We start from the raw sequence: 20,872 nt of genomic DNA, 5'->3' as shown, positions 1-20,872 counted from the left end.
AAGTAGAAAAGGAATCGAAATGTATAAACTAAAGCAGCTCCCTTGGGTTTGAACCAGCATAGCTGCTTTAGTTTATAGTTTGAATTTTATCAGACGCTAGCTTAACAACTGATTATGACATCTGATTATATAGCAAATTGGAAAATGGTGGGATAATGAAATACACAGGAAGAGTGGTTGTATTTTTACTTGTATTCGTAATTAATTCAAGTTACATAGCTTATTATTACATGGTTGATGGTCATGTAGAAATCATTGAAAAAGTTGGTTTGCCCATTATGCTATGTCTTGCATGGTTTTTTGGTAGACAGTATGACCAAGCAAAATTTCTTTCTGATAGGGATGTTTTAACTAAGGCTTATAATAGAAGATTCATCTATAAAACATTTTCTAAACTCCAATCGAAGGTTAATAGAATGAAAGACAAGCTAACTGTATTTGTTGTCGATATTGATAAGTTCAAATGTATAAACGATACCTACGGGCATGAAATAGGGGATGAAGTGCTCCAACAGATTTCAAATGCGCTTTTAAGCAGCGTAAGAAAAATTGATATTGTAAGTAGATGGGGTGGAGATGAATTTCTTATTATTGTCCCTTGTACAGATAAGATAGGTATAGAAATTGTTATTCACGACATTGAAAAGGATTTACAAAAACTTTCGAGACATTTAAAAGCGGATATTTCTGTATCAATAGGAACGGCCATTTATCCAAATGATGCAAAAACATTAGATGATTTGGTAAGAATTGCAGACCGGAATATGTATCACTTTAAGGCTAGAAAAGCGGGTAATCAACAAAAAATGTAGAATAGACCGATATAAATAGTGCCGATACTTTTCTTTTATCCTCCCTAAATTGAATCGCACGAACCGCTTCATCATGTGTATGGAAAACACCCACAATTATTTTTATCCTGTTAAGCAAGCCATAGAAAGCATGAAGTAACATGATTGGTTTTTTCTTGATTATCCCTTTAATTCCGTAGTTTAAGAGAAAATTAATACTATTTATCAAATTATTATTGAACATTAAAATAGATAATGGTAAATTGTTAGAAAATTAACACTACATATATGCTTCGACAATAGCAAACTTACTGAAAAGTAAGGACGCAAAGTCGCGGGTCTAAGGTTCCGAATGAACTATGATAGCCGGATTATCGAAAAGCCTTATAGTATAGAAACTAGACAAGGCTATTCTATCCGGGATAGCCTTTCATATTTTTCACTATTTTCAACATGGTTACCTGTTCGCGAGAGTATGGGATAAATAGTAGCAAACGGCACTTTAACGTCTGTGATTAGTACTAGGAGGTAGGGATAGAGAGCCATGTTTAAAAATTCTTTTTTCAGTTTTATGTCACATTCAGATCAAAATAAAAACAAAGAGGACAATAAAATAAAAAATAGCGAAAAACCTATACTATCTAGTAATTCAATCCACCAAATATCTAGCACGGAGTCAACCCGCAAAAGCTTAGATAGTCTCATTCACGCCCAACGCGTTTCAAAACTCGGCAATTGGGACTACGACATTGTTACTGACCGAGCCTATTGGTCAGATCAAATGTATCGCATTTTTGGTTTGGAAAAAATGGCAGGCTTTTTTATGTCATTCGAAAAGTTTTTAGATTTTGTACACCCCCATGATAGAGAGAATTACTCAAGCCATGTTCGTAAAACAATAGAGCATGGAATACCATACGATGTTGAGTTTCGCATTATTAGACTCGATGGAACGGAATCTTTTGTAAGAGGACAGGGCGAGGCATTATTCGATAGTCATAAAAAACCTGTTCGTATGATAGGTACAATACAAGATATTACCCAACAAATCCAAATGTGGAAAGCTGTAAAAGAAAGCGAACAGCAGTACAAAGCGCTTTTTCATCAAAATCCCGATGGGGTAGTTTTATTCGATTTACAAGGGAACTTTATCGATATCAATTCGTCTTTCATGAAAATGATAGGATATACTTCTGAAGAATTTCCTGCTCGATTTATGCCACTTGTATCAAATGAACATATCATGGAGACGTGTGAATTTTTTCGAAGAGCAGCGGAGGGAGAACCACAACATTATTATACAGTTGTGATCCATAAAAATGGACATCCCATTGATTTGAGTGTAACAAACGTTCCCACTGTGATTGATGAGCAAATTATGGGTGTATATGCGATTATTAAAGATATAACAAAAAGAAGGAGAATAGAATTAGCCCTGCGTGAAGCCGAAGGAAAGTACAGAAGTCTAGTGGAAGAGTCCAGCATAGGGGTTTTTATTATTCAGGATGATATATGTGTATATTCTAACTCTAGTTTAAATAAAATGTGGGGATACGATACCTTAGAAGGTAGATCCTTATTAGAGATCATTGTTCCCGAAGATCGCTCTTTTGTGAAAAGTAAACTATCAGCATTAACATTTGAAAACCCAAGTACGCACTATGAATGTCGTATAGTTAAAAGTGATAACAGTATCGTTATTTTAGAGATTCATACGAATTTGACAATCTATAATGGAAAGCCTGCTAGAACAGGGATGATGGTTGATATCACAGAAAAAAAACAGGCAGAAGACTTGAATAAATATTTAGCCTACCATGATCCATTAACGGCTCTTCCTAATAGAAGATTATTTGAGAATACTTTAGAGGAAAAAATAGCGGAATTTTCCGATGGTAACCAAAATTTCGCTGTGATGTACCTTGATATTAACCGTTTTAATTACTTAAATGAAACAATGGGCCCTACCTTTGGAGATTATTTATTAACAAAAATTGCAGAGCGCCTTAAAGATAGTATGGAAGAAAACGGATTTATTGCTCGGGTAGGTGGTGATAAATTCGCTCTATTGCTCCATAATTCTCAAAAAGTAGAGACTACCGTTGAATTTGCCCAAAGAATAACAGGAAGTATGGAAAAACCTTTTTGGGTAGGGGACTATGAATTATACGTTACGGCTAGTATTGGAATCAGTATTTACCCCGTTGATGGTACAGATACTGAAACATTGCAAAAAAATGCGGAAATCGCTTTGCATCAAGCAAAAGAATATGGAAAGAGTAAATGTCAGGTTTATACACCATCCATGAATATTGAATCTTTCAAAATGTTTAGGTTAGAAAATGATTTGCGTAAAGCTTTAGAGCGCGAGGAGTTGTTTTTAGAATATCAACCAAGGTGCGACGGGAAAACGGGGAAGATTCTAGGTGTTGAGGCTGTCGTTTAATAAAAACAAACTCTAAGGTGTATTTTAAAGATGGGCTGCGATAGAATGCTTATGTCTCAAAATAAAACAATGGGGATACCTGCATAGGTACCCCCCGTAAATAATGATATATTTATTTTGTTGTATATGTTTTTTCTACAAAAGAAATATCTTCGAGAAGCTTGCCAGCAAATGAAGCAGTTATTTTCTTCCCTGTCTGAGCTTTAATTTCATTTCTAAGAGCATTCAGGCTGTTAAGAACTTTTTTAGCATCTCCCTCGTCCTTTTGAGCTGATTTCACTTTAGCCAGCAGGCTGTTAGCGATTCCGTGATTTGTAATAAAGTTAGACTCTACCCCATAGGCAACAAGTTCATCAAGGTGGGCCACGTCCATAACAACGTAAAGCGTAAATGTCTTTTCACTCTTGTTGCCTGCTTTATCTATCGCCACAACGGAAATCGTGTGTTCGCCAGGTGAAAATTCCAAAGCACCTAAAACACTCGGACTGCTAACTGGCTTTCCGTCAAGTGTAACGGTAACTTCTTTCATCCCGCTTCCCGTATCCGCTGCCTCAACATTTACGTTATAGGAATCAGTTTGGAACAGCTTTAATTGAGAGACATCTTTAATGATAGGTGAAGTTTTATCAATTGCAACTACGATTTTTTTTGCGTTTTCCACATTTCCGGCTTTATCTGTAGAACGGTATTCAATAGGATGGATCCCTTCTTCCGTTACTTTCACCTCTCCGTTTACGGCAATCCATTCACTACCGTCGATGCGATACTCTGTTCTCTCAACACCCGTACCTGTTCCGTCGTTTGCTTCAAAGGTTAACGTAACATCGTGATTATTATAATTCTCTGCTCCGGATTGACCAGTAACATTAACGGTTGTTACTGGAGCGGTAGTATCACTGCCATCGCTAATACGGCCTTCAGCTTTGTATGCAATCGGCCCTTTAAGGCTCTTTACAAAATTAACCGTCGCTTCTAAATCTTCCGATCCGGTAATCGGATTTTTACCTAACTGGCCGATCGGCTTGTATTTGCCGCCTGTAGAAGTTGCCATAAAGTTATTCACTGTAACGGTATACGTTGCATTCTCATCAATTTTAGAGCCATCAGGCAGGAAGATATTCACTACTTTCTGTGTAGCTTCATCGTATGTGTATTTAAATCCTGCAACGCTGTAATCCGGGCCATATTGCTTGGACAGCTGGGCGTTAAGAATTGTCCGTAAATCTGCGCCCTTGATTTCAAGCTTCGTTAGGACATTATTGAACGGCTGAATGTTGAATAAATCACCCCATGTGATTGGACCTGCGTCAAGCCCCTGGCGAATGCCACCGCCATTCATTAAGGCAAAATCACTGTTCATGGCCGCTTTCATTCCATCTGCAATCAAGTTTCCAAGTGCGTTGTCACCAACCGGGCCTTTCACACCGTAACCGCCAGTAAGCGAAAAGGCGGCTTCTCCCACCACTTCATTAATAATCGGAGCGACCCGGTTCTTGTATTTTTCCAAAATGTTAGAAACGGTTGGGTCCGGTGCAGTGTCCTTCTGGTTTACATATACAATCTCAGCGGATTTCTTTACAATATCCTTTGTCGCTGGATCGATTTCTAAGTCCACGTCAGAAAAGGCTTTGCCGTATTCCCCTGCCTGCACAATGAGCTTATTATCGACGGTTCCGTTAACAATCTTGTGGTTATGTGCGGCAAAAATAACGTCCACTTCATCATCCACCGTGTTTGCCAGAGTAGCAGCCGGTCCGGTAACCGTAGTACCGCTTTGCTCAGCATCCATATGGGCAAGCACAGCAATCGCTTTTACTCCCTGCTGCTTTAATTCAGCTACCGCTTTGTTAACGGCTGCGGTTTCATCCGTAAACTGGATGTCCTTAATTCCTTCAGGCATCACCATTCCTGCTGCTGACTTCGTTACTACACCGATAAATCCAATCTTCGTGCCATTGATTTCTTTAATAGTGTACGGTGGAAGAACGGTTTCCCCGGTATTCTTGTACACGACGTTAGCAGCAATGAGAGGGAAGTTCATTCCATCATAATTTTCTGTTCCCTTTGGATGCTGCCCGCCACGGATTAATCGAAGCATTTCACCGGTACCTTCATCCAATTCATGGTTTCCGATCGTTCCTACATCAAATCCCATCGACTCCATGATTTCCACAGTCGGTTCATCCTGGAGAAGAGCGGACATCGGAGAGCTTCCTCCTACTGCATCACCTGCATGAACAAGCAGGGTATTCGGGTTTGTTGCTTCCCGCTGCTTCATGTAGGCAGCAACATAATCCATGCGGCCGAATGTAGCGTCTTTTACATTATCTCCGTTAATATCTCCGCTGCTTTTCTCATCGAATTGTTGATCGATTTTTCCATGTAAATCATTCAGGCCAAGCAATTGGACTTTAATGTTCCCCTGCGGTACTGGTGTTGTGTTTCCTTCCATTGTGTAACCCGCGGTCTTGGCATCCTGTTCGGTAAAGAAAAATACGCGATTCTGTGCAGGAATGCTCTTCCACTGTGCAGGTTCCACGTATTTCTTTGTGAAGTAATCTCCAACATATTTATCGGGACCGCTGCGCAGGTTAAAGCGGAATTCATAAGGGAGCTCCGGAATTGGATTAGCCGGGTCCCATAATCCGCGCCCATTATCAATCGCTTCTTTGGCTGCCGCACTGTACTCCTCAAAATGCTCCATGTTTGGCCAGATAAAATAAGGAACAGCCCGTCCTAAACGAACCATCTCTTTGTTTACATCAAGTCCGCTGCTCTTCACATGAATGTGTGCAAGCAGACGTCCATAATTATCGAGCGGGTCCTGGCCTACTTCAATCTCTACTTCGGTTCCTGCCGGAAGCAGTCTCTGCAATTCGGCTTTGGCCTGTTCGGCATGGTAGCCCTGTGACTTTCCTTCGTAGTTGGTCTCCGGTGTATCGATAGAAAGCATGCGAACTTTAGTGGATCCTAAAATCGGCGTGCTCAAATGAACGGTATCTCCATCAACGATGCTTACAATCGTAGAGCTGTAGCTGGATGCAGGTTTTGGCGCTTCCTTTTGCGTTGCGGCTACGACCATATCGGCTGATTTACGAGGCACTAATTGATAGCTATCATACTGGCTTACAACTGCGGTGATGTCATACCATTTTCCTGCCTGTAAATTTTGATAGATTCCTGTGCCTTCCATGACACGGAGCGTCGTGCTATTGTATTGTTCATCGTAAATCGTGACGTTATAGCCACCTGCGGAAGGAGCCGCCGGCACTTCTTTTACATAGGCGCTCAGTTTAACCAGTTTGCCTTCCAGTGGCTCCCCGGTTTGAGGCGATTGAAGATCCACTAATGTTGTGTCCTGGGCCGCTGGTACAGGTTCATTACTAGAAACAACTTCAATCCTGGCTGGTTTGATTTCTGTTAAGCTCTTATAAGAAGTAAGAGTTCCTTCTACTCGTACTTTGTCTCCCTCTTTCAAATCAGGGAAACCATCAAGGGTGCTGGAAAACAGGTTCACCCCCGCTGTATTATCCTGAATGTAGGTAGACAGCTTTCCTCCACCAATTGCGGAATTGTCGGCTGTAACAATCCCTTCTACTGTTACCGCTTGTCCACTGCCTTTTTGCTTGGCATCAGCAATAGAGAAGGTTCCGGTGGCTGGTGGTGTTTCTGGTGTAGGGGTACTTCCCCCTTGTCCGGGCTGGATTCCGCCATTCATTGTGTGACTGCCGAGATTCGCAACGGTGTCTTTAGCAAATCCTTCCCACTCGATACTCGGATCAAATGCATCATTTGGATTCGTATCGCCGGCAGTTACAGAAGACTTACGGACTAATGTATTGTCCAGTGTGGATGTTGGGCTTGTTCCCCACTTTGTTCCTGGATCTTCCCCGACCTTGCCAAGCACATCGATAATTTGTTCATTATGTTTTAACACAAGTGCATCATTGCCGTTAAAGTTAGCTACACTGCTTGTTGCATTGCTTACATTTTTAATAGTTTGATCTGCTGCTGAACTATGGGAGATAACATATACCTTCCCATTTTCCAGATTACCGGTAAGTGACAGTTTCGAACCAGGAGTTGTAGCGCCGTTTGAATACAATTCCAACGTATACTGAGATAAGTCGACTGTGCTTCCTGTTCCATTATAAATTTCAATCGCTTTATTGTTACCGCTTCCTTCAACATACTCAGAAATAAATAAATCAGTGGCAGCAACCGTTTCCGCATTTACTGATGGAAGCGGTCCCAAAGGAAGCAAGCACGTTGACAGAGTAAAGCCAAGAGACAGTGCTAAAAACTTCTTTCCTATTGTACCCAATTTCATTCCTCCACACTTTGTTAGAATGGCATCACAATAAGCCCTTGTCACGCATTGTTATTGATTAGTTAGTATTATAGGAAGAACTATATCAATCTACTGTTATAGTTATATTAAAAAATTGTAATGATTTGTATTAATTTCATATTATCCCTTACAATGGGAGATTTCTTATTAGTCATTGTTAGTTTATATAATACAAAAAGAGGCACCAGCATTTTCTAGCTGGCGCCTCTTACGATTAACTCATACCGCCCTGCATCATTTCCTGCAGTTCGTTTATCTTTTCTTCCAGCGCATCAAGCGCCTTTTTCAGCGAGGCTGCATCCACTTTTCCATTTAACTGCTGGTTTACCGCAGATACGGCACTTTCAAGGTCGCCCCATTGCTCCATATTCTGCTGTGACAGCATATTATAAAACCCCTGAACTCCCTGCATTAACCCTTTTGTTTCAGGCTTCATCAAATCGTATTTTTTCTCAAATTGATATTGCTTAAGTAAAGCCAGGTGGTGCATAACCTTACCCATTGGATCCGAGTGATTGTGCCCCATTGCCCCATGGTAGCTGTCATAAACCATCATCATATGCATGCCGTGCGATTCATGAGGGCCGATGTGGCAATGAACTGGCCAAATGCCCGGGTTGTCTGCCGTTAGCAGTAAATCGTACTTTTCACCCGGCCCGATCGTGATTGTATCCTTACTGGCTGGATCTGGGAGGTCTCGTCCATCGGAAGCGACAACCTTGAAATGATGGCCATGGGTATGAAAGGTATGGACTTCCGAACCGGCATTTATCAACCGTATCAAATACGTGCCGCCTTTCTTTACTTGAAGAGTAGGGGTTTCCGGGTCCATTTTTCCGTTAATTGTATAATATTTTGCTTTGCGGTCCGCAGTGTCATAGTCACCTGTTAAGTGAAGATGTTCAGCGGCTGTCCCAACATATTCATAGGCTTGTTTACCTTCGGCTACGCTTAGAAGCGGATCCCGTTCAGCGAGAAGCAGTGTAAACTCTCCATCCGTTTTATATTTAGGAGCTTTCGGTTCGATGATAAATGCACCGTACAATCCCATCTCCGGATGCCTGTCCGGTTCGACATGGCAATGATAGAAATACGTTCCCGCATGCACAGCATCGAATTCGTAGGTGAATGATTCACCTTTCAACGTTGGATGCTGGCTGACATTCGGTGCTCCATCTCCCGCGAAACTGTTATCAATTCCATGAAAATGAATCGTATGGGGTTCACCCTGCTGGTTATGGAATACAACCTTTACATGGTCGCCTTCTTTTACACGCAGTTCCGGCCCTGGAACACTGGGCGGGGAAGCGGGAGCATTTTTCACAGGATCCCAAATTCCGTAACCCCAGGAATAGAGGGTGACGCCTTGTTTCATTTCCTGTTCCATGTTCGCAGCATATAAATGAAATGTCTTTGTTTGTTTTGGCTCTGCTTTCTTTGAGGTATTTGCTTTCGTGGCGCTCTCTACTATAAATGCGAGGGATAAACAAAAAAATACAGCAACGACCACCAAAACAATCTTTCGATTTTTCATCTTACACTCCCACTGTTGTTAATTTTTCTTAACTTATCTTAGGGGAGGGCTTGAAAATGATCAATACTATTTACAAAAACTTAACGTAACCAAGTAATAGAAAAAATTCCTATATGAGATTACTTAGTTGATATGAGTATAAATGCTCCAAAAAATACGGCACAGGCTGTTATGCCTAACCGGATTGTGATTCTTTCTTCTTTTCTTAGAAAAATCTTGCTTAATATCACCGTTATAATCGGTTCCATAGCAGCCACAGCACTCGTGTAGGAAACATGGGTATAAAGCAAAGAGGCGAAAAAGGAAAGCTGGGCAATGCCTGTAAATATCCCTGCCCCAACAAAGTAGAGGTTAAGCGATCGAAAGTTTCTTATTAGGGTTTCCCTTAGCCGTTTTTTGGATAATTCCATTATCATGAAGGCAAATAAAGCAAAGACAGAACCAATTAAAGAACCTAATATCGGATCGGCATAATAAATAATTCCCTGTTTCCTGGCAGCCTGTCCAATCCCAAAACACACGGCAGCGATAATAGCCAGGAGAATACCGTGCTTTTTCTCCTTTTCATCAATTTGATTAGCTTGTCTGAAGTCGTGCCTGGCTTGTAGGAATAGAGCCAAAAAAATAATACTGATTCCAATTCCGGCCCCGAAGGAAATACGTTCTCCCATGAGGGCAACTGCAATGAAAATGGTGAAAACAGGGGCTGAGTTCTTAATCCCTGCTGCACGGGGTGAACCTATCCTTCGAATTCCTCCAAATAGAAGGACCCGCCCCAAAAACGCTGTTGAAAAACCGGCGATTAAGTAGAACAAAATTCCCTTCCCGCTGAAAGGAATCCTCTTTGGCTCTTGAAATGCAGCCATTAGCAGAAAAACGACCAGTATTGTAAGAACACATGAAAGCAGCGACAAGAAATCCCCGTTATCCTTCTTCGACTTCTTCATACCCAGTTGAATCAGAATATAATTCGACGAATACGTAATGGCGCAAACAACAGCAAATAAGATCCCCAAATGACCCACCACATTTCATTTATAGTAGATGTTGTATACAATATACCATTAACAAAATAATTTGTATATTCTAATATCAAATTCTGGAGAAAGGAAGCTGCGTCTAACAAATAAAAAACAACCCATCCTAAGCAAAACGGGTTGTTTCCAGAACGAAATGATTAGAAGCCTGTTAATCCAGCTCCTTGAACTGTTTCCATAGGCCAGTCTTTTGGTTTTATATCTGTTTTCATCCATTGCTTTCCAGGTGCCCGGTAGGGTGCAGTCGCTACCAGGCGGTTATCCTGCCAGATGGCTGCTCTGGAGCGAATCATTTCATCCAGTAACAACGGGACGAATTCATCCGGTTCGCACTGAAAGGAATGGCGGGCAAAATCCTGGAACCATGCGCATTTTAGAAGATAACCGTGTATTTCTTCCCCTGGTAATCCGTCAAAAATAATTAATGAATAGGCAAATATCCTTTTACATGCATGCCATGAAATTTTTTCAGGACTTTTCCGCCATTTTTCAAACCGATTTCTTGCGGTATCAATAGAGACGAGCGGATTTTCAATTTGGGACCCATGTCCTGAATAGGCGCGCTGGATGGGAAGAGCCGCTAAACGATCCAGGCTGTCCATCGATTTATAAGCGGAAGTAATCCCCTCACGGAAAATGTTAATCCAGCCCATATCATCCCGATGAAAAAGATCCCCACATAATAGTATCTTTTCTTCGGGTTCATATAAAGAAATATGCCCTGATGTGTGACCGGGTGTATGCAGAACACGGAGCACTCGATTTCCTGACTGAATTTCATCGCCATCGGAAAGCCTTCTATCTATACGGTATGGTTCGACCGGCTGATCGAGCCATTCAGCACAACAAGCTTCACGATCGCGCGAGTTAATAGCGTCTGCTTCCCATTTGTGGGCGGCAATAGGAATCCCATAATTTTGTTGCAGATGATAATTTCCTCCTGCGTGGTCACTATGGTAGTGTGTGTTTACGATAAGGTGTAAATCTTCTGGTGAGATACCGGCTTCCCTGATTAACTCTACTGTTTCTTTGGCATCACTTCCGAATCCTGTATCAACCAGAATCGGCATTTCATCAACAACAAGAGCCATATTGGCGCTTGGGAATTTTCTTTCAAAAAATACGATGCGAGAATGTTTCATAATCTATCCCTCCTTCAAGTAGATACCTGGATATAAATGAACGAACGCTCAATCAACATAATTATATCAACATTTCAGAATAATTAATATAGATAAAGGAAGGTATAGCCAGTTTTTCACTTCAATTCGGGTAGCTTGACGATCCCATGTTCGCATAGTAGCATTACAGCAAGAAGAACAATGGGAGAGAGGGAACCGGGTTGTCTACTACTAAATTGGCCCAGCCATTCTTAAAATGGGCAGGGGGGAAACGCCAGCTGCTGCCGGAAATTACAAAATATATCCCCCGTGAGATAAATACGTACTACGAGCCTTTTATCGGGGCGGGGGCAGTTCTGCTCCACCTGCAGCCGCCAAAGGCGGTCATAAATGATATTAATTCAGAGCTTATTAATGCCTATACCGTGATACGTGATCAGATTGAGGAGCTGCTGGCCGATCTTTCAAAGCATGTAAACGACAAAGAGTATTTTTACAATATAAGAGAGCTGGATCGAAAGGAACAATATCAGCTTTTAACCCCGGTTGAGCGGGCTTCCCGCATGATCTATTTAAATAAGACATGTTTTAACGGCCTTTTTCGTGTAAACAGCAGGGGACAATTTAATGTCCCGTTTGGGAAGTACAAAAACCCGGCCATTGTAAACGAAGAGGTTCTACGGGCCGTGCACGAATACTTAGCATACGCAGACGTAACCTTATTAAACGGGGATTTTGCGAAAGCAGTAGAGAGTGCGAGAGCAGGGGATTTTGTTTATTTTGATCCCCCGTACGACCCGGTATCGGAAACGGCTTCCTTCACAAGCTATAGCCTTGATGGCTTCCGTACAGAACAGCAAATTCGCCTTAAAGAACTGTTAGATGAATTGGATCATCGCGGCTGCCGGGTGATGCTGAGCAACTCAGCGACCGATTTTATTAAGGATTTGTACAAACAGTACAACATTAAAATAGTAGGAGCCAAAAGAAATATAAATTCGAAGGCATCAGGGCGCGGCAAAATCGATGAAGTGCTGGTGATGAATTATGGGGAAGAATGATACGGCGTGGGAAATGCTTTTTTCTGTCCACCCCGTCCTAGAAGAGATTGACCGTACCGGCTTTTATGAAATCGAAGCGAAAACAATAAAAGCCGTAAGGGAACCCCGCCTTATGGCTAAGTTCGATCACCGGTCTAACCTGCCTGATATTTTTAAGAAGAACAGCCTATCGATTTTGCCGGTATCCCGTTCGAAATACGTTCTCGGCAAGTTTAACGCATACGAGAGTGTCTCCTACAACGCGCAAATCGAGCCTAAAGCTATTAGATTACCTTCTTACATTACTTCAATTGACGTAAGCAATCTATACTCAGAGAGTGCCGCCCTTCATTGTGCGTATGTTACAGGGATGATGGAGGACTTGCTGGGAGAGCAATGCCTGCCTACCATTTCTGGCAGAATGTCTTCAAAAACATTCGAATTCGATATTGAAACGGCTGATGCTCATGAGCACCGGATCCAAATCGACCATTCCCAGGTTGAGATTGACGGGGGATACGAGAGTAAAAACCAGCTTCTTCTTGTCGAAGCAAAGAAAGAGCGGGTGGACGATTTTTTAATCCGGCAGCTGTATTATCCTTACCGGCTGTGGCAGGGAAAGACACATAAGGAAGTAAGACCGGTATTTTTTACATATTCAAACGACGTATTCAGCTTTTTTGTGTATGAGTTTGTTCATCCCGAGAAGTACAATTCGCTTCGGCTAATTGAGCAGAGAGATTATATCATTGAACATGAAAAGATTACATTTAAAGATATAACAGATCTTCTTCACAGAACACCGACGAAAGCGGAGCCGCCGGTTCCGTTTCCGCAGGCCGACAGCTTCGCAAGGGTTGTTGATTTGCTTGGGCTGCTGGTAGAAAACGATTTAAGCAAAGAAGAGATTACGACAAGGTACAATTTTGACAGCAGACAAACAAACTATTATACGGCTGCCGGCATGTATCTTGGATTACTTGACCGGTATGAAGAAAGGGAACTGCGAACCATTTCCTTCAAGTTAACTGATAAAGGCAGGCGCATGATGGGCATGCCATATAAGGAAAAATACCTTTCCCTGGCCAGCTGTATTTTGGAGCACGATGTCTTCAAACGGGTATTGCACGAACGTGTTCGAACGGGCCGTTTGCCCGGGAGAGATATAGTTATTGAAATGATGAAAAAATGCGATTTGTACAAGGTAGGGTCCGAAAGCACCTACTACCGGCGTTCCCAGACGGTTATAAAATGGATTGATTGGCTCATAAATTTAGCGCAGCTCAAGGAAAACAGAAAATATTAGCCATGTTTTTTTAGTAGGAATTTAGGGAATACAATGATATGGAATGGTCTTGATGAAGGACATGTTTATAAAAATCCGGCATGCATTCCAGAATGAATATACAGCTGTATGCCAGCCAGGCATACAGTTTTTTTGTTTTTAATACAAAAAACTAGACAGGAGAAAGAGACATGGCTGCAGAAAACAAATCGTCTATCTTTGCTGCATGGATAAGCTTAATCAGCAATATAGTTCTTACCATCATTAAAATCACGGTTGGGGTACTGTTTAACAGCCAGGTAATGCTCGCCGATGGCGTTCATAATGCAGCAGACATTGCAGCTTCTGCTGCTTCCCTCGGCTCGATGAAAATCTCGAACATTCCTGCAGATGAGGATCACCCGTACGGTCACGGAAAAGCCGAAGTCATTGCTTCCGGTATTGTAGCCATTATATTGGGGCTGGCTGCTCTTTTCATCGGGTATGAAGCAGTTAGCGCTTTATTTGAGCCTCCACATGCCGCAAGTGTTCTTGCGCTGGCAGCCGCACTCGTTTCGCTCGTATGGAAGCAAATTTTGTACGTGTATACGATTCGTATCGGAAGAAAGGCAAACAGTAAAGGCCTGATTGCAACTGCCTACGACCATCTTGCGGATGTATATGCTTCTCTGGCAGCAGCCATTGGTATTGGTCTTACGCTGCTCGGTAACTACTATCCTATTCCTTATGCTTCCTACGGTGACCCTGTAGCCGGTGTTCTTGTTTCGATCCTTGTATTAAAAATGGCCCTAAGCATGGGGAAGGAATCCATTGATGTATTGATGGAAAAGAATGTTTCTGAAGAAAAAATAAAGGAATATACACAGGTAGTGCAGGGTATTCCGCAGGTAAAGCGTATTGATCGCCTACGTGCGCGGGAGCACGGCCATTACATCCTAGTCGATATCCGGGTCGCTGTGCCGGGTACGTTAACGATTCAGGAAGGGCACGATATTAGCCGCCAAATTAAAACGCTTATTATGGAAAAAGACGGGCAGGTCCAGGAAGTGCTTGTCCACCTGAACCCCTGGTATGAGAATCAATGAGCCGAATAACAGTAAAACAGCCGGGCAGCCTTTTTAGAAAGAAGTCTTTTGTATTTCGGGAGTCTGAGAATGCTCTCCGTCCTAAGGTGGAGATGAAATCAATCGAGCGCCAGTTATGAAAAATATCCCGCCCAGGTAAGATAAAACCAAGGAACAAAACAAAAACAAACAGCTTGAACAGCCAGCCATATATCTATAGCAGGAAAGGAAGATGAAAAGTGGAAAGAAGAAAACGCTGCTCGTACAACAGAGGGATGATATTGATGGGGATTGGAGGAATTATGCTCCTGGGAGTTCTTCATCTGCATTTCCTTATCCCTCTCCTCATCGCAGGATTCTTGCTTACAAAGGGATGGAGAATGATAAAAGGCCACCGGGACGAGGAGTTTATGGATACAATATCCGCTCATCCTTTCCATTCAGCAGGCGGCTATTCTTCCCCTATGCAAAACCAGCGGGATTTCGACGCGCTGGATGAATGGGAAAAACAAATGAAGAACAGAAAATAAACGGAAAAATAAGTGAAAAATAAGAGGAGGAAAAAACAATGAGTATTTTTAAAAGAGTAGAAGATATTACAATGGCCACCCTGCACGAAGTGTTAGACCGCGTAGAAGATCCTGTAGCGATGCTGAATCAGTACATGAGAGATATGGAGAGCGAGATTTCCCGTGCGGAAGTTTCTATCGCGCGCCAGGTAGCGATGGAAAAGAAATGGAGCCTGCTCGTGGGAGAGACGCAGGAGAGGATGGAAAAACGCAGCCGCCAGGCCGAGCTAGCTGTCGATATGGGTGAAGAGGAAGTCGCACGCCGGGCGCTTGAAGATAAGCAGACGTGTGAGGTTAAAATAGAAGAATATCGGAACAACCACCAAATGGCAAAACAGCAAACGAGCATGCTGCGGGAGCAGCTTCAGGAACTAAAAGAAAAGTTCTATGAAATGCGCAATAAGAAGGCGGCTCTTCTCGCACGGGCCAACGTAGCGAGAACAAGCAGGCAAATGAATGTGGTCATGAATTCTATCGACACAGAAAGCGCGGCTAAGGGTTTCGCCCGGATGGAGGAGAAAATCCTCATGATGGAAGCCGATGCAGAGGCACGCCAGTACATGAGGGCCCACTATTCATCTGCTATGCCTGCCGGCTATAATCCTAACCCCCGTGTGGAGGAAGAATTGTCCCGTTTGAAGGAAGCTAGAAAGAAACCTTCCCAAACAGAAAACAGCGCAACGAAGCTTCCGGAAAAATAACCCTGTTTCTCACAAAACCGCCCTGCATAGAGGCGGTTTTTTGTTTACCCCCGCAATTCTATTTACGGTGTGAAAGGATGCCGCCTATCTTAGAATGGAAAGATAGAGTAGGCAAATACAACGCGTAGGAGAGCCGGGGGGAGACACAGTGATTTATGAAGGAAGACGCTTTACAACGGAAGAGCAGCTGCTGGGTCAGGAAGAGAAAAAGGCGATGGACGGGTAGTATAAAAGAGACAGAAGACAGACATTTAAACACAGTTTTTTGAAATTATTGTAAAATTTTTAGAAAAAAACAGAAATTCTTTTATTTAATGGTTTAAATCTACTTTTGTTTTGGAAGAATAGAGATATAATGAATCTTAAACACGTATTTTTTAAGGAGGGTACATATGAATAAGACAGAACTCATTCAAAAAGTAGTAGAAACTTCCGGGATTAGCAAGAAAGATGCAACAAGAGCTGTGGAAGCGGTATTCAGCTCTATCTCCGAAGCATTAAAAGATGGAGATAAAGTTCAACTCATCGGTTTCGGTAACTTCGATGTGCGTGAGCGCGCAGCCCGTAAAGGACGCAATCCGCAAACAGGTGCGGAAATTGAAATCGCAGCAAGCAAGGCGCCGGCGTTTACACCTGGTAAAGCATTGAAAGATGCAGTAAACAACCGCTAATCAGCAACATAAGGGAATACTATGAATGTATGGATGCAGCAGCTATTTCTAAAATAGCTGTTGCATTTTTGTTTTCTCTTTCTTCTTTTTTCCTATAAAAATAAATGAAGTGCTTATGGGAATAATAAGGGGAAAGGAGGGAAGGGATGATATGAATACACCTTATTTATGTCCGTCCTGTAAAAGCAACCGTACCCGTTTTGCGATTGTAGACCAGGCTCCTGTTTATGTGAAGCTTAATCCCGAGAGTGGGGAAGCTGTACAGTACTACGAGCAGGACGAGCTGGATCTGTTTCATATGCCGTACCGGGGAAGCGTGCGCCGTGTACAGTGCGGAGTCTGCGGGTTAATAGAGGATGAACAGACCTTTGTTACGATGGCGAGGAACCATCCGAGAAGAGTATAATTTCTGTATTCCCATAAGTGAAAAAGACACCGATTCGGTGTCTTTTTCTGTAGGATGGAGGCCCTCAAGCGATAGTACATAGTATAAAATAAATAAAGTGCTATTTGTAAGGTTTTCCTTTTGTCAGAATACAGGGGACCCCAAAACCTACCGCTCCCGGCTGTGCCATCTTCTCCATATACTTAATGCCTCGTTCACACTGCTGTTTGCATACGATGCACTGATTTGATGTAACCGTTCTCATGTTATATTTATTTCGATCCTCAGTTGGCTGATAGGTCTTCTTTTTATTATTCTTAGCCACCGCTTTCCCTCCTCTCCAATGTGCTGCCATTTGTATCATATGAACGAAGAGAAAGTTTTGATATTAAAGTGAATATTCAATCACTGAGTGGTATGATAGTTTTAATGTAAAAACATAAGCTTTGGAATGTAAGGAGGCAGCAGTATGGATAAGAAGGGATTTATGGAAAATGTGGAGAGAGCATATGATAAAAAGGAAATACGGCCTGAAGGTTTACTCATGTTTCATCTCCTGAATCTTACTTTTTCTTACGATGATGAAAAAAAGACATGTCAAATCGAATGCCCGATTTCTGAGGTGATGCTAAATCCGATCGGAGTTGTCCATGGAGGCATCTATACATACATCGCAGATACCGCGATGGGCCACTTGAATTTTCGGTATAAGCAGGCCTCATATGTTTCTCTTGAATTAAAAACCTCATATTTAAAGGCGACAAGTGCGGGAAAGATCCGAGCGAGTGCTCGCTTTGTAAAAGAGGGCTACAATGTTGTATTTGCGGAATGTACAATTGAGAATGAAGCAGGAGAGGTTATGTGTATTACAACGGGAACTTTCTACCGTTATGAAAAAAAGACAAGGGAATAAGGCAGTTATTTAAAATAAACGCGGGCGTGAGTGTAGAAACTCCCCGCGTTTTTCTTATTTGCGGAACCCCGGACTGAGAAGGTTCTACGTCCCGGGTTGGAGACAAAATCAACCAGGCGCCCGTTATGGAAAAAGAAGGGACAAGGTAAGATAAACACAAGAAGATAAATCAAAGGAAGGGAAGAAGATAAACATGAAAAAAAAGGGACGCGGGTCGCGTATCTTTGGAATGGGTTTGATGATGGTAGGGGGAATCATGCTGCTCGGAGTTCTAGGTATGGGATGGCTGATTCCTGTCCTGATTGCAGGCTTTTTCATCATGACAGGGTGGAGACTCCTAAAAGGAAACCCGGCGGAGAGTGGGATGGAAATGAATACCGAAATGCATATGAGTGTGCCGTATCATCATTCCCCTGAACTGCGCCGTGATTTCGACGAGCTGGATCAATGGGAGAAGGCAGTAAAAAACAAAAACTAAAAAACACAGGCTGAAAAATAAGGAGGAAAAATAGAATGGGTATTTTCAAACGCGTACGGGATATTACGGTTGCAACGGTACATGAAGTGCTGGATCAGGTGGAAGAGCCGATAAGTATGCTAAACCAGTATATGAGGGAAATCGAAAAGGAAATCTCCCAGGCGGAAGTCATGCTCGCACGCCAGGTAGCGATGGAGAAAAAGTGGAAGGCGCAAGTGGAAGAAACCGAGCAGCGTATCGAAAAGCGCTTGCGGCAGGCGGAGTTTGCGATTGAGAAAGGAGACGAAGCAGTGGCCAGGCAGGCGATTGCGGACAAGCAGGTGTGTGAAGGAAAAGTAATGGAATACCGCACTCAGTACGAAGCGCTTATTTCACAAAATAATGTACTTCGCGGGCAGATGCAGGAGTTAAAAGATAAATATTACGAAATGAAAAACAAGAAAGCCGCACTGCTGGCCAGAGCGAATGCAGCAAAGGCTACAAAGCAAATGAACAGGGCGATTTATTCGATTGACACGGAAAGCGCGGTGAAGGGATTCGCCCGGATGGAAGAAAGGATTATGATGATGGAGGCGAGCGCTGATCCAAGCCGGTACTTACGCGAGGCCTATACGCTGTCCGATACGGAAATCGCAGGCAGCGAGAAGGTCGAAAAAGAGTTAGAGCTTCTTAAGAAAAGTAAAGCAGAGGTACAGGCTGCCGCTGCTAAATAAAGGTGCAAAGGACAGGGGCCAGCCAGCTTGGTCCCTCTATTATTTCCTCAGTTTTTTGTAGAAACGATACCCTTTCCGTACGATGTTCAATAAAGAATAAGGAACGGGGACAGGGAAGCGGTAGAAAAAGGGAAGATACACTTTATAATAAGCCTTTTTTACATCCTCCCATTTTGAACAAGCTTCCGTTTTGTAGAAATCCGATACATCAACGACAACGCCGCGCCCGTTTACGAGCATTACATTTTTCCCGTGTACATCGCACGGGTGAAGTCCTCTTGTTCTTGCATACTCAAGAGCATCATCAATATCTTTTATTACCTTTTTTGGAATGCGTATCCCCCGGTGAAGGCAATCATATAGAGTGACCCCTTTTAATCGTTTGAGAACCAGGTAATTTTTCCCTTCATGCAGACATTCTGAGTAAGCGGGGTGAGGGCCAAGCTTCCGGTAGACGCTAGCCTCCTCGGAAAGGCCGGGACGACCCGGGGCATATATCTTAACGACCCAATCCGGAAAACCAGGATGAAAAACAACGGCGGCATAGTTACCAGCTCCTACCGTTTTCCAGGGTGAAGGAATGGCGGATACGTCTACCGGATCGTAGGGGTCAATGCTTTCAACTTGCAGTGCCGATAGAAGATCTGCCTCCGTTTTTTTTATAAATAACGCGAGCGTACCGTTCTGTTTTTCTTTTGAATCATACTGTTGTTCGGGTGGTAGTGCCATATAAATCCCCACTTTTTTGTGAAGTTCATTCACGTTTAACGTGTTTAGTATAGAATCCGAAGATGAAAATAGCAAATGGCATTATCGAAAGGTTTTTCCGGATACGTTGCGAATACCTTCTAGGATGCTGTGAAAGGAGTGATGAGAGTGGAACGGATGGAAACGAGAGAGTATCTCCTGGCGGAACTCCATAAGGTAAAGAAATGGGAAGAGGAGCAGAAAGATTTATGGTTCTGGGAAAAGCTGGGCCGGCTGCCGTTTATGCTGCTTGATAAGCTTACACCGAAGTTTATTCAGGAAAAGGTGGGTCAGGCCGTTGATGAGGTAGGGGGGTATGTCCAATCCGGCGGGAAATATTTAATTACGGAAAGCGGGATCCTTCGCCGGTTTGCTGAGGGGAAAATGCCGGCAGCAAGGACATACCTGCAATAGAAGACGTTGCCCGTTTGCCCGTTGCCCGCATGGATGAAGTGGCTGATGAAATCATGCAATCAAGGGGGAAAATGGCCGCTGTTCAGGGAGCGACAACGGGAATCGGCGGCATCTTTACGCTTGCTATCGATATTCCGGCCCTACTCGGCTTATCGCTTAAAGTATTACAGGAGATGGCCCTCGCTTACGGATATAATCCAAACGAAAAAACGGAGCGGATTTTTATTGTAAAATGCTTGCAGTTCTCTTCGTCTGATATTGTTGGCAAAAAAGCGATTATTGAAGACCTTGCTGAGTTTGAAAGCGGGAAGAAGACCGGGCAGGCGATTTCTCAGCTTCAGGGCTGGCGCGAAGTCGTTACCACGTACAGAGATAATTTTGGGTGGAAAAAGCTTTTTCAAATGGTCCCTATTGCGGGGATTTTGTTCGGCGCCTACCTGAATAAATCGACGGTAGAGGAAGTTGCGGAAACGGGGAAAATGCTCTACCGCAAACGCCGTATTCTCCAGAAACTTGAGGAAATTTCTTAAACATTGTCCACATAGTTCTTTTTGAAAGTATATGTTGCTTTAAATTTATAAAGTAAAGTTCCATGGAAGGAAAACATCGCGG

At 42.8% G+C, this 20,872-nt stretch carries 18 protein-coding genes, 1 pseudogene and 1 riboswitch; of the genes and pseudogenes, 13 read left to right on the top strand and 6 right to left on the bottom strand.

Features of this window, described 5'->3' with window-relative positions; translation table 11 throughout:
• The first annotated feature begins 155 nt into the window (after positions 1 to 155).
• Together MBEAL2_RS18865 and MBEAL2_RS18860 are read left to right on the top strand one after the other, a co-directional pair.
• A complete protein-coding gene (locus MBEAL2_RS18865; RefSeq protein WP_047153824.1) occupies positions 156 to 812 on the top strand; it encodes a GGDEF domain-containing protein in 657 nt (218 codons plus the stop codon).
• Positions 813 to 1,082: 270 nt separating this feature from the next.
• A riboswitch (cyclic di-GMP riboswitch) is annotated at positions 1,083 to 1,170 on the top strand.
• Between the two features lie 165 nt (positions 1,171 to 1,335).
• A complete protein-coding gene (locus MBEAL2_RS18860; RefSeq protein WP_047153823.1) occupies positions 1,336 to 3,237 on the top strand; it encodes a sensor domain-containing protein in 1,902 nt (633 codons plus the stop codon).
• A gap of 112 nt (positions 3,238 to 3,349) precedes the next feature.
• Here the strand turns inward: MBEAL2_RS18860 and MBEAL2_RS18855 are convergent, their stop codons facing one another.
• The 4 genes from MBEAL2_RS18855 to MBEAL2_RS18840 form a co-directional block, all read right to left on the bottom strand.
• Positions 3,350 to 7,561: a 5'-nucleotidase C-terminal domain-containing protein gene (locus MBEAL2_RS18855; protein ID WP_052947829.1), complete on the bottom strand. Its 4,212-nt coding sequence runs from the start codon at positions 7,559 to 7,561 to the stop codon at positions 3,350 to 3,352.
• 241 nt (positions 7,562 to 7,802) lie between these two features.
• Positions 7,803 to 9,122, bottom strand: a complete 1,320-nt coding sequence (locus MBEAL2_RS29495) for a multicopper oxidase domain-containing protein (protein ID WP_052947828.1) — start codon at positions 9,120 to 9,122, stop codon at positions 7,803 to 7,805.
• A 119-nt stretch (positions 9,123 to 9,241) separates the two neighbouring features.
• Positions 9,242 to 10,138, bottom strand: coding sequence for a DMT family transporter (locus tag MBEAL2_RS18845; protein WP_047153822.1), 897 nt, complete (start codon positions 10,136 to 10,138; stop codon positions 9,242 to 9,244).
• A 161-nt stretch (positions 10,139 to 10,299) separates the two neighbouring features.
• Positions 10,300 to 11,301 carry an MBL fold metallo-hydrolase gene (locus MBEAL2_RS18840; RefSeq protein WP_047153821.1) on the bottom strand — a complete coding sequence of 334 codons (1,002 nt, stop codon included), beginning with the start codon at positions 11,299 to 11,301 and terminating at the stop codon, positions 10,300 to 10,302.
• A 200-nt stretch (positions 11,302 to 11,501) separates the two neighbouring features.
• Between MBEAL2_RS18840 and MBEAL2_RS18835 the strand changes: the two genes are divergently transcribed.
• The 7 genes from MBEAL2_RS18835 to MBEAL2_RS18805 all read left to right on the top strand — a co-directional run bounded on the left by MBEAL2_RS18835 (position 11,502) and on the right by MBEAL2_RS18805 (position 17,016).
• Entirely contained in the window at positions 11,502 to 12,341 is an 840-nt protein-coding gene (locus MBEAL2_RS18835; RefSeq protein WP_047153820.1) for a DNA adenine methylase, read from the top strand.
• A complete protein-coding gene (locus MBEAL2_RS18830; protein WP_047153819.1) occupies positions 12,328 to 13,626 on the top strand; it encodes a type II restriction enzyme in 1,299 nt (432 codons plus the stop codon). Before MBEAL2_RS18835 ends, MBEAL2_RS18830 begins: the two co-directional genes overlap by 14 nt.
• A gap of 170 nt (positions 13,627 to 13,796) precedes the next feature.
• Complete coding sequence (locus MBEAL2_RS18825; RefSeq protein WP_047153818.1) at positions 13,797 to 14,690, top strand: cation diffusion facilitator family transporter; 894 nt, start codon at positions 13,797 to 13,799, stop codon at positions 14,688 to 14,690.
• Positions 14,691 to 14,908: 218 nt separating this feature from the next.
• Entirely contained in the window at positions 14,909 to 15,199 is a 291-nt protein-coding gene (locus tag MBEAL2_RS18820) for a hypothetical protein (RefSeq protein WP_152667847.1), read from the top strand.
• 38 nt (positions 15,200 to 15,237) lie between these two features.
• Positions 15,238 to 15,939, top strand: a complete 702-nt coding sequence (locus MBEAL2_RS18815) for a PspA/IM30 family protein (protein WP_047153816.1) — start codon at positions 15,238 to 15,240, stop codon at positions 15,937 to 15,939.
• Positions 15,940 to 16,331: 392 nt separating this feature from the next.
• On the top strand, positions 16,332 to 16,610 hold the full coding sequence (hbs, locus tag MBEAL2_RS18810; protein ID WP_047153815.1) for a non-specific DNA-binding protein Hbs: 279 nt from the start codon (positions 16,332 to 16,334) through the stop codon (positions 16,608 to 16,610).
• Between the two features lie 151 nt (positions 16,611 to 16,761).
• A complete protein-coding gene (locus tag MBEAL2_RS18805) occupies positions 16,762 to 17,016 on the top strand; it encodes a hypothetical protein (protein ID WP_047153814.1) in 255 nt (84 codons plus the stop codon).
• Between the two features lie 100 nt (positions 17,017 to 17,116).
• Here MBEAL2_RS18805 and MBEAL2_RS32295 read toward each other — a convergent pair whose 3' ends face one another.
• Positions 17,117 to 17,320 (bottom strand): hypothetical protein, encoded by a 204-nt coding sequence (locus MBEAL2_RS32295; protein ID WP_047153813.1) that lies wholly within the window; start codon positions 17,318 to 17,320, stop codon positions 17,117 to 17,119.
• Positions 17,321 to 17,464: 144 nt separating this feature from the next.
• Between MBEAL2_RS32295 and MBEAL2_RS18795 the strand changes: the two genes are divergently transcribed.
• From MBEAL2_RS18795 to MBEAL2_RS18785, 3 genes are all read left to right on the top strand, one after another.
• Positions 17,465 to 17,908 (top strand): PaaI family thioesterase, encoded by a 444-nt coding sequence (locus tag MBEAL2_RS18795; protein WP_052947827.1) that lies wholly within the window; start codon positions 17,465 to 17,467, stop codon positions 17,906 to 17,908.
• Between the two features lie 193 nt (positions 17,909 to 18,101).
• Positions 18,102 to 18,386 carry a hypothetical protein gene (locus MBEAL2_RS18790; RefSeq protein ID WP_047153812.1) on the top strand — a complete coding sequence of 95 codons (285 nt, stop codon included), beginning with the start codon at positions 18,102 to 18,104 and terminating at the stop codon, positions 18,384 to 18,386.
• A gap of 35 nt (positions 18,387 to 18,421) precedes the next feature.
• Positions 18,422 to 19,099 (top strand): PspA/IM30 family protein, encoded by a 678-nt coding sequence (locus MBEAL2_RS18785; protein WP_047153811.1) that lies wholly within the window; start codon positions 18,422 to 18,424, stop codon positions 19,097 to 19,099.
• Positions 19,100 to 19,138: 39 nt separating this feature from the next.
• Here MBEAL2_RS18785 and MBEAL2_RS18780 read toward each other — a convergent pair whose 3' ends face one another.
• Positions 19,139 to 19,828, bottom strand: coding sequence for a serine/threonine-protein kinase (locus tag MBEAL2_RS18780; protein WP_052947826.1), 690 nt, complete (start codon positions 19,826 to 19,828; stop codon positions 19,139 to 19,141).
• Between the two features lie 156 nt (positions 19,829 to 19,984).
• Between MBEAL2_RS18780 and MBEAL2_RS18775 the strand changes: the two are divergent.
• Positions 19,985 to 20,790 (top strand): annotated as a pseudogene (locus MBEAL2_RS18775) (EcsC family protein).
• The last annotated feature ends 82 nt before the right edge of the window (positions 20,791 to 20,872 follow it).

The organism is Aneurinibacillus tyrosinisolvens, from assembly GCF_001015055.1.
Classification (GTDB): domain Bacteria; phylum Bacillota; class Bacilli; order Aneurinibacillales; family Aneurinibacillaceae; genus Aneurinibacillus_A; species Aneurinibacillus_A tyrosinisolvens.
This window is presented reverse-complemented; position numbering and strand designations above follow the sequence as displayed.

What these genes read in the sequence shown, in the direction of transcription:
- MBEAL2_RS18865 (WP_047153824.1), top strand. Translation starts at nt 156, where the DNA reads ATGAAATACACAGGAAGAGTGGTTGTATTTTTACTTGTATTCGTAATT.
- MBEAL2_RS18860 (WP_047153823.1), top strand. Translation starts at nt 1,336, where the DNA reads ATGTTTAAAAATTCTTTTTTCAGTTTTATGTCACATTCAGATCAAAAT.
- MBEAL2_RS29495 (WP_052947828.1), bottom strand. Translation starts at nt 9,122, where the DNA reads ATGAAAAATCGAAAGATTGTTTTGGTGGTCGTTGCTGTATTTTTTTGT.
- MBEAL2_RS18840 (WP_047153821.1), bottom strand. Translation starts at nt 11,301, where the DNA reads ATGAAACATTCTCGCATCGTATTTTTTGAAAGAAAATTCCCAAGCGCC.
- MBEAL2_RS18830 (WP_047153819.1), top strand. Translation starts at nt 12,328, where the DNA reads ATGGGGAAGAATGATACGGCGTGGGAAATGCTTTTTTCTGTCCACCCC.
- MBEAL2_RS18825 (WP_047153818.1), top strand. Translation starts at nt 13,797, where the DNA reads ATGGCTGCAGAAAACAAATCGTCTATCTTTGCTGCATGGATAAGCTTA.
- MBEAL2_RS18815 (WP_047153816.1), top strand. Translation starts at nt 15,238, where the DNA reads ATGAGTATTTTTAAAAGAGTAGAAGATATTACAATGGCCACCCTGCAC.
- hbs (WP_047153815.1), top strand. Translation starts at nt 16,332, where the DNA reads ATGAATAAGACAGAACTCATTCAAAAAGTAGTAGAAACTTCCGGGATT.
- MBEAL2_RS18805 (WP_047153814.1), top strand. Translation starts at nt 16,762, where the DNA reads ATGAATACACCTTATTTATGTCCGTCCTGTAAAAGCAACCGTACCCGT.
- MBEAL2_RS18795 (WP_052947827.1), top strand. Translation starts at nt 17,465, where the DNA reads ATGGATAAGAAGGGATTTATGGAAAATGTGGAGAGAGCATATGATAAA.
- MBEAL2_RS18790 (WP_047153812.1), top strand. Translation starts at nt 18,102, where the DNA reads ATGAAAAAAAAGGGACGCGGGTCGCGTATCTTTGGAATGGGTTTGATG.
- MBEAL2_RS18785 (WP_047153811.1), top strand. Translation starts at nt 18,422, where the DNA reads ATGGGTATTTTCAAACGCGTACGGGATATTACGGTTGCAACGGTACAT.
- MBEAL2_RS18780 (WP_052947826.1), bottom strand. Translation starts at nt 19,828, where the DNA reads ATGGCACTACCACCCGAACAACAGTATGATTCAAAAGAAAAACAGAAC.